Consider the following 8,374-nt stretch of genomic DNA (forward strand, 5'->3'; position numbering starts at 1 on the left):
AGGTCGGCCCCTACGTCATCACAAACAGCGGTGTTGCCGGCTTGAGGGCCGCCCCGTACTGACCCACCGTCACCCGGCGGTCGGGGGCCGGTTCGCGCGGCTTTTTTTCTCGGTGACGAGGACCGCCGCGCTCCAGACGAGCCCGCCCAGGGCCATAATCTGGGGCGCGCACAGACCCAGGATTAAACCCGGGTCGTCCGCCCGCAGGAAGCCGAGGCCGAACCAGACGACGGCCAGGGCGGCGACCAGGACGGCGCTTAACGGGCGTGGCGCCAGGCGTTTTTTTAGAAAAATCCCCCCGAGGCCGATCAAAAGGCACGCCAGGGCGAAGTAGACCTGGACCGGGTGGATGGTGTAGGCGGTGGAAATCCTCGGATCGAAGGCGGCCGCGGGGCCGAACGCGAGCAGCGGGACGAAGATGCTGTACTGACCGGGCCCGAGCGCCCAGGGGACGTCGCCCGCCGCGCCCCAGGCCGAGCCGTCCAACATCGCCCCGATCCAAACGGGAGCCATGGCGAAGGCGGCGGTGAGCACCCCCGCGGCCACGCGCGGCCACGGCGCGTCGCCCCGCTTCTTAGCCAAGAGCCAGAGGGTCGCCAGCCCGGCCGCCAGGCCCGGCCAGAAGCAGCCGCCCAGATAGGTCCACGACCGGACCAGGTGGCCCTGCCCCAGGTAGCTCGGGAGGAAGACGAGGTACTCGACCACCCGCGCCGCCGCCAGCCCGATCAGGAGCGCCATGAGGTAGTCGGCCGTCGCCCGCCGCCACGGCCCGTCGGAAAATTTCCGGTAAAGAAGCCAGCCCAGAAGGCCGGCCAGAAGCAAGACGGCGAAGAGGGTCCGCATCAGAACCACTCCGCCGAAAAGCGGGATCCACTTGAACATCACTCGCCGCGCTCTTGCAGGGAACCGCGCTCGGACTCGAGCTCCCCGAGCCGGGCCTCGATTTCGGTCAGCTTCGCGTCCACCTCCGCCATCTTCTCCTGGATGGCGGCGGTGTCGGCCTCGGGCTTGGCCAGATCCTTCTCCAGGCCCTGGCGCTCGATCCGGAGCTTGTCGCGCTCCTTCTCCAGGTCGCGTTTTTCCTTATCCACGCCCTGGGTGAGCGCGTCCACGACGTTGCTCTTGAGCTTGTCGAAATCCTTGCGAATGGCCTCGGGGACGTCCGGGGGCGACGCGCCGAGGGTCGCGAGGGCGGCGGTGAAATCGTCCATCTCGTACTGGGACGCCGCCTTGGCGTAAAAGACCACGGCCCGGGCGGCGGAGAACCCCGCGGCCAGGGCGGCCAGCGCCTCGTCCGCCTTCTCGACGGCCACGGAATACAGGTCGGAGTTGTAGTTGGCCAGCACCAGGGCGGGCCAGGCGAACTCGAGGGGTCCGCCGCCGTCAATGGCCCCCTGCGCCAGCCGGACCGCCGTGGAGTCGCTCTCGTCCTCGAGGGCGTAGAGGTACGCCAGGTGCGCGGTCAACACCATGTCGGAGTCGCCGCCGTGGCGGATGCCGTTCTCGTAAACGTCTATCGCCTCTCCCAGGTCGCCCAGCGCCTCCCAGGCGAAGCCCCACTCCCGGAAGGCGTCCACGCCGTACCCCAGGTCGGCCGCCCGCTCGAAGGAGGCCAGGGCGTCCCGCTGCTTCCCCTGGGCGACCAGGGCCCGGGCCAGGAAGAAATGCCCCGTCCCTTGGTCGGGCTTGATCTGCGTGGCCTGGGTCAGGTACTCGACCGCGGCGGCGGCGTCACCCGTCTTCAGCTTGAGCTTCCCGAGCTCGAGGTTGGCGCCGTAGTGGCGGGCGTCGTACTTGAGCGCCTCGAGGAAGGAGCCCTCGGCGCGCTTGTCCTGGGAACCCTCCAGGTACTCGACGCCCTGGACGTAGCTCACCTCGGCGGTGGCGCGCGGGACGAGCTCGTAACCGGGGACGTAGGTCTCCGCTTTTTGAATCTCGCGCAGCGCCTGGGAGTACCGGCGGTCCTTCAACAGGACCAGCCCGAGCTCCACCTGGGCATGCGCCTGGTTGTTGATGGTGTTGACTATCTCCTGGTCTATGAGCGACTGGAGGTCCACCACCTGGGGCTGGAGGTTGTCCAGGTTTGCCTCGAGCACCGGGTCGCCGTCGGGGGGTAGGAGGTCCCGGGCCCTGGCCAGCGCCTCTTCGGCCTGCTTGGCCAGGCGCTTGGCCTGCTCGCCGTTGCCTGCGCTGGTGCGCAGGCGGTTCAGATTCTCCTGGACCAGCGCCACTTCATCGTCCACGCTGGGATTCTCGGGCAGAGCGTCACCGGCGAAGAGTTGGTGCATGAGGCCGAGGTAGTTCATGGCCGAGTAGAAATGGCACTCGGCCAGCTTGATTTGGGCGGTGGTCACCTGCCAACCGGCGATTTCGCCGAGGCGGGACAGGTCCTCGTCGTACTTGATGCGCGGGTCGTCCTCGCCCTCCTCGGGCACTGGAAAGACGGGAGGCTTGTCCCTGGCGTCCTGGATGGCCCCCTGGATGCGTTCCTCGCCTTTCTGAATGGCCTGCACGTCGCGCTCGATGAGCTTGAGGGCGTCAAGGGCCTGGTCGTGGTTCCCGGCGGCGCGCTCTTCGGCGGCGGTGGCCAGGGCCATCTCGATTGCGTCCAGCTTTTCGCTGGACTGGTAAACGAGCTCCTGGGCCCGTTCGAGAGAGTCCGCCGACGTCAAGGAGAAAGCCCCCAGGACGAGGAAAATCGCCAAAATCCATTTGAAAGGTGCGGCCATCCGACCCTCCGGCCAATCAGGGGTTCGGTTGCGGTCAGTTCCCGTTTGGATAAGTATACCGTCAAACGGCGGACATTGCCACCCCTGCGGGGTATAAGTCCCCAACCCCCGCGGGCGGCCCGCAGAGGCGCGGACGGGGACGTTTCCAATTTCCCCGCAGGAGAGGAGTCAGAGGTGAGGGCTGCCGCCTATCCCCTCTCCCCTGTGGGGAGAGGGTTAGGGTGAGGGGCGAAAGCGGCGGCCCGCAGTTTCCCTCTCCCTGTGGGAGGCCCGCGAGGCGCGGGCCGGGGTGAGGGTCGCATTATGTCCCCTCTCCCTTTTAGGGAGAGGGTTTGGGTGAGTGTCAAGGTTTGAAACGTGAAATGGGCGGGGTACGGAGCCCCCGCCCTACATTTTTCCCTCCCCCCTTTGGGGGGAGGCTCGCCTACGGGTTTGGGTGGGGGTGATTCGCGGCGGCCCGCAGAGGACTCGTCCTACGGGGCCGCCCTACATCATCGCAATCCACGAGGCACGCCCCGGACCCTGCGTCGTTGTCGTATCTGTCGAATAAAAAAACGCCCGCTCGCGGCGATAACTCCTCGACCACAAACGATTCAACCCGTGGTACAGCCCCCGGCGGCTCGCCGGTGGTGCCGAGTTTCGAATAAAAAAACCGCCCGCTCGCGGCAGTAACCCCTCGAACACAAACGACTTACTCCGCGGAACAGCCCCCGGCGGCTCGCCGGTGGTGCCGAAGGGGGGACTCGAACCCCCACGAGGCGAACCCCACTAGACCCTGAATCTAGCGCGTCTGCCAATTCCGCCACTTCGGCTCCGAGAGGGGCATTATAGTGTCCGGACGGGGCCAAGTCAAGCGCCCCGTGAGGCGGAAGGTTACGCGGACGCCGTCGGACCCCATTCGGGCGCCGGATGAGGTACAATCTTCCGGACTTAAAACCCCCCCGCGAGGTGACCATGACCTACCTAGCGCTCGCCCTGGGCATCGTCTTCAACGCCGGGGCCAACATCCTGATGAAGGTGGCGATGCGCGGCATCGGCACCCTGGACTCCCTGGGCCTCGGGCCCTACGCCAAGGGGATGCTCTCCAGCGGCTGGCTCTGGGGCGGCCTGGCCAGCTTCGCCGCCGCTCTGGTCTTCTACACCTACGTCCTGTCGAAGCTCAACCTCTCCGTGGCCTACCCCGTCTTCACCTCAGTGGGCTTCGCCATCGTCATCGTCGTCAGCGCCCTGATGCTGAAAGAAAGCATCACCTGGTGGCAGGTGGCGGGATTCGTCTTGATCGTCGCCGGGGTGTGGCTGGTCGTGGCCAAGCAGGCGGTCGCCTGACGTGAAACGGATTTTACTGACCAACGACGACGGGGCGGACTACCCGGGGCTGGCGATTATGGCCGAGGCGCTCGCCGGGCTGGGCGAGTTGACGGTCGTGGCGCCCGACGGGCCGCGCTCCGGCACCTCCATGGCCGGTTCCTTCCACGGGGTGCTCGCCGTGAGCTCCAAGCGCCTGGCGAACGGGCTCGCCGTCACCGTCCTGGACGGCTTCCCGGTGGACTGCGTCCGTTACGGTCTGGTGCGGATGGGCCCTCCGCCGCCTGACCTGGTCGTGGTGGGGATCAACCACGGGCTCAACCTGGCCTCGGACCTCCACTACTCGGGAACGGTGGGCGCGGCCCGTGACGCGGCGATGTGGGGCATACCCTCCCTGGCCGTCTCCTCCGGCTCCCTGGACGGTTCCGGCCACTGGGGGAGGCCGGAGGAGGCGGACCTGCGGCTGGCCGCGGCGTGGGGTGCGGACATCGCGCGGAAAATACTCGACGAGGGCCTGGAGCCGGGGCGATTCTTGAACCTTAACGTCCCCGCCGGGGCGCACGGCCCGGTTCGCGGCCTCATGGAAACCACGCCGGGGGACATCGTCACCGCCATCGGTTACCGCGAGGAGCCCGGAGGGGTCAGCCTCTACGGCTACGACGACCCGCCCGAGGGGCAGCATCCCGAGAGCGACGTCGCCGCCATCCTCGCCGGGTACGTCTCTCTCTCCCGCCTCGACAGCGGCTGCGCGAACCCCTGCTGGAAAGTCGCGGAAAAGGAAGCCATGCCCCGGCAAAACGATGGATAGACCGCGCCTCCTCGTGTCGAACGACGACGGCGTCCACGCCGAGGGACTCCCGGCCCTGGTGCGGGAGCTCGCACCGCTGGGCGAAGTGCTGGTCTGCGCCCCGATGTTCGAGCGCTCCGGCGCCGGCCACTCCATCACCATTGACCGGCCCATCCAGGCCGCCCGGGCCTCCATCGCTCCCGGCATCCAGGTCTGGGTCACCGACGGCTCGCCCGCCGACTGCGTCAAGTTCGCCGTCTCGAACCTCTACGACGCGGGGAGGCCGGACCTCGTCCTCACGGGCGTCAACTTCGGCCTCAACCTCTCCACCCACATCTTCTACTCGGGCACGGTGGGCGCGGCGCTGGAGGGCGCCATGCTGGGCATCCCGTCCATCGCCGTCAGCCTGGGGCATTTCGGCAAGCCGCCCGGGATTCCCGACGCCGACGGGGCGCTGGGGTACGCCGCCCGCCTCGCCGCCCGCCTGACGAGGACCGTCCTCGAGCGGGGGATGCCGCCCTGCACCTGCCTCAACGTGAACGTCCCCGACGTCCCGCCCGCCGAGCTGCGGGGGATACGCCTCACGCGCCATGGCCGCTTCATCTTCCGCACCCGCTACGCCCCCGACGAAAAGACCGGCGGCTGGCTCCTGCGCGGGCCGATGGCCGACACCGACGACGACGATCCGGAACTGGACCACCGAGCCGTCCGGGACGGGTTCGTCTCCATCACCCCGCTCGATCTCGACCTGAACGACGGGGGCCTCTTCGACCGGATGCGGGACTGGGGGCTGGACGGGCTCCGGGAAGGTTGACACCCGCCCGTCCGATGAGCTACATTACCCCCACGGGCCGTTAGCTCAATTTGGCAGAGCAACTGACTCTTAATCAGTGGGTTGGAGGTTCGATTCCTCCACGGCCCACCACAAAGGCCGGCGGGATGCCCGCGGTGAAGTCGCCTTTGATCGGTGGGATGAACCGCATCGGGAGACGGCGACGTCTCCCTTTTCCATGAAGCCCTTCGACATCGGAAAAGTCCTCGCCCGGGTGGCCCGTGAGGTTTCCGGCCAAAAACCGCTCACCGTGGACCGGGAGGGCCGCTGGCAGGGCCCGCCGCCCCTGGACCCCGACGCCTACCACCCCGCCCCCGCCAACGTCAAAAAAAACGCCCCCTTCCGCGTCCTCGTCGGGTGCCTGATCAGCCTGCGCACCAAGGACGAGGTCACCGGCCCCGCCACCGAGCGCCTGTTCAAATTGGCCGACACGCCGGAGGCCATGGCCGGGCTCGACCCCGGCCTCATCGCCCGGACCATCTACCCCGCCGGTTTTTACAACCGGAAGGGTGAGACCATCCGCGACGTGAGCCGGCGGATTTTGGAGGACCACGGCGGCCGCGTGCCCGACACCGTCGAGGAACTGGTGAAGCTCAAGGGCGTGGGGCGCAAGACCGCCAACCTCGTCGTTACCGTGGGCCACGGCAAGCCGGGCATCTGCGTGGACACCCACGTCCACCGCGTGGTGAACCGCTGGGGCTACGTGCGGACCAGGACCCCGGACCGGACGGAGCTGGCGCTGCGGGAGAAGCTCCCCCGGCGGTACTGGATCCCGCTGAACTCGATGCTGGTCGTCTTCGGTCGCAACCGCTGCAAACCCGTCTCCCCCCACTGCTCCGACTGCCCGGTGGCGGGGTGCTGCCCCCGGGTGGGGGTCGTCCGCTCGCGCTGATTATGGAAAAGGAACCGAAAAGCCACGGCCGGCTGATATTCGGCGCAATTCTGATCGTCGCCGCGGCGGCGGTTATCCTGGCCGACGTCTCCTGCCCGCAACCCCAGCCGGAGCCCGGCGGGAGCGGCGAGTACTACGTCGAGCGCGTGGTAGACGGCGACACCTTCGTCTGCGCCGGTATTGGCAAGGTCCGCCTCCTGGGGATAGACACCCCGGAGCGGGGCGAGGCGGGATTCGAGGAGGCCCGGGACCGCCTGATCCGCCTCACGGACGGGTGTTGGGTAATCCTCTACTTCGACAAGGTCGTCTACGACAAGTACGGCCGCGTGCTGGGTTACCCCGTGGTGGACGGCGTCGAGGTCTGCCCGCTCCTGGTTTACGAGGGGCTGGCGGTGCCTTACATCATCCCGCCCAACGAGCGCTTCCGGGACCGGATCGAGGCCGCCGCCCGGGGGGAGGAACCGGCGGGATTCGTGCTCGATTGACCGTAGGGGCGACCCGTAGGACGAGTCCTCTGTGGTCGCCCGCGGGCGGGGACAGAGCCCCGCCCCTACGGTTGTCGGCACGACCCCTTTGTGATATACTCCTCTCATCAATCCGACGGCCGGCGTTCATTTTCTTCCGGGAAAGGACCGCGCCATGCGCATGAGCGATGAGGTCTTCAAGAAGTTCGGCAAGACCTTCAAGAAGGGCGAGGTTATCTGCAAAGAGGGCGACATCGGGAATGAGATGTACATCATCCACTCCGGCAAGGTCGCCATCACCAAGATGAGCCGCGACGTGGAGACCACCCTGGCGGTGCTCACCGACGGCGAGTTCTTCGGCGAGATGGCCATCATAGACAACCAGCCCCGCTCCGCCACGGCCAAGGCCATGGAGGACGCCAGCGTAATCGTCCTCTCCGCGGACATCTTCGAGTCCCAGATTTCCACCAACCCCAAGCTCATCATGCGCATCCTGCGCAAAATGTCCAACCGGCTGCGCGAGGCCGACCGCAAAATAAAGACCCTCCTCTACCGCGACAACTCCTCCCGCGTCACCGGGACGCTGATGCTCCTGACCCAGAAGCACGGCGAGCCCAAGGTCGGCGGGGGGATCAAGCTCGACAAGGAGTTTTCCATCAAGGAGCTGGTAGGCATGGTCGGGCTGCCCAAGCCCAAGGTGGAGGAGATTCTGGACACCCTGGTGCGCGCCCGGGTGCTGGAGATGAAGGGCGAGGAAATGACCGTCTACTCCATGGAGCACCTCGAGCGGTTCATGAACTACCTGGAGATGAAGGAGCAGTTCGGCGACGCATAGGGGCTGTATATGATTGAAATAGACGGGACCTGGAAGGGTCCCGTTTTTAATACCGACCGACACGATTCCCCCGCCCTTTTAGGGGAAGCCTGCTAGGCGCGGGCCGGGGCGTGAACCACATAAAACAAGGCGGGGCAATGAAGCCCCGCCCTTCGGATCCTACGACAAGGGGCTTAACCGAGCGTAGCCGTAGGGGCGGGGCTCTGTCCCCGCCCGCGGGCGACCGCAGAGGGTCGCCCCTACGGCAAAGGTCGCCGGTTAGAAGCTCGCCTTGATGGCGCCCCAGGAGGTCTCCGTCACCTCATCGCCGGTATCGTACGTCTGCCAGTCGTAGAGATCCCTAAAGTTTTCATCGAAAAGGGTATAGCCCCCGTTGCCGTAGAACCGACACGAGGCGGATTCGCCGGCCCCCACCGGGTGAAACCAGGTGTCGAAATCTACACCGACCGTTCTGGCTCTGCCAACCGTAACAAAGGGCGAGAAGGTCTCGGCCTCGTACCGCCAGGGGCGGGCGGCGGAGTCGCACTGCC

9 protein-coding genes and 2 tRNA genes are annotated in these 8,374 nt (G+C 66.9%); 7 read left to right on the top strand and 4 right to left on the bottom strand.

The window, feature by feature from the left end:
• Positions 1-69: 69 nt before the first annotated feature.
• The 3 genes from NTW26_01250 to NTW26_01260 all read right to left on the bottom strand — a co-directional run bounded on the left by NTW26_01250 (position 70) and on the right by NTW26_01260 (position 3,541).
• Entirely contained in the window at positions 70-882 is an 813-nt protein-coding gene (locus NTW26_01250) for a prolipoprotein diacylglyceryl transferase (GenBank protein MCX7020902.1), read from the bottom strand.
• Positions 882-2,729, bottom strand: a complete 1,848-nt coding sequence (locus NTW26_01255; GenBank protein ID MCX7020903.1) for a hypothetical protein — start codon at positions 2,727-2,729, stop codon at positions 882-884. The genes NTW26_01250 and NTW26_01255 overlap by 1 nt, the downstream gene beginning before the upstream one ends.
• Before the next feature lie 725 nt (positions 2,730-3,454).
• Positions 3,455-3,541 (bottom strand) — tRNA-Leu (locus NTW26_01260).
• 142 nt (positions 3,542-3,683) lie between these two features.
• Between NTW26_01260 and NTW26_01265 the strand changes: the two genes are divergently transcribed.
• The 7 genes from NTW26_01265 (at position 3,684) to NTW26_01295 (ending at position 7,844) form a co-directional block, all read left to right on the top strand.
• Positions 3,684-4,055 (top strand): SMR family transporter, encoded by a 372-nt coding sequence (locus tag NTW26_01265; protein MCX7020904.1) that lies wholly within the window; start codon positions 3,684-3,686, stop codon positions 4,053-4,055.
• A 1-nt stretch (position 4,056) separates the two neighbouring features.
• The gene (gene surE / locus NTW26_01270) at positions 4,057-4,842 is read left to right on the top strand and encodes a 5'/3'-nucleotidase SurE (GenBank protein ID MCX7020905.1); all 786 of its coding nucleotides are present in this window, start codon (positions 4,057-4,059) and stop codon (positions 4,840-4,842) included.
• Complete coding sequence (gene surE / locus NTW26_01275) at positions 4,835-5,635, top strand: 5'/3'-nucleotidase SurE (GenBank protein MCX7020906.1); 801 nt, start codon at positions 4,835-4,837, stop codon at positions 5,633-5,635. Before surE (NTW26_01270) ends, surE (NTW26_01275) begins: the two co-directional genes overlap by 8 nt.
• A 34-nt stretch (positions 5,636-5,669) precedes the next feature.
• Positions 5,670-5,746: transfer RNA gene (locus NTW26_01280), tRNA-Lys, on the top strand.
• Between the two features lie 85 nt (positions 5,747-5,831).
• Positions 5,832-6,545, top strand: a complete 714-nt coding sequence (locus NTW26_01285; protein MCX7020907.1) for an endonuclease III — start codon at positions 5,832-5,834, stop codon at positions 6,543-6,545.
• A gap of 2 nt (positions 6,546-6,547) precedes the next feature.
• Entirely contained in the window at positions 6,548-7,030 is a 483-nt protein-coding gene (locus NTW26_01290) for a thermonuclease family protein (GenBank protein ID MCX7020908.1), read from the top strand.
• Between the two features lie 154 nt (positions 7,031-7,184).
• Positions 7,185-7,844: a Crp/Fnr family transcriptional regulator gene (locus NTW26_01295; GenBank protein ID MCX7020909.1), complete on the top strand. Its 660-nt coding sequence runs from the start codon at positions 7,185-7,187 to the stop codon at positions 7,842-7,844.
• A gap of 258 nt (positions 7,845-8,102) precedes the next feature.
• On the opposite strand, the gene NTW26_01300 is transcribed toward NTW26_01295, so the two are convergent.
• Positions 8,103-8,374: hypothetical protein (locus tag NTW26_01300; GenBank protein ID MCX7020910.1), on the bottom strand; the 272-nt coding region annotated here is incomplete at its 5' end.

The sequence above is a fragment of the bacterium genome (assembly GCA_026398675.1).
Taxonomy (GTDB): Bacteria; RBG-13-66-14; RBG-13-66-14; order RBG-13-66-14; family RBG-13-66-14; genus RBG-13-66-14.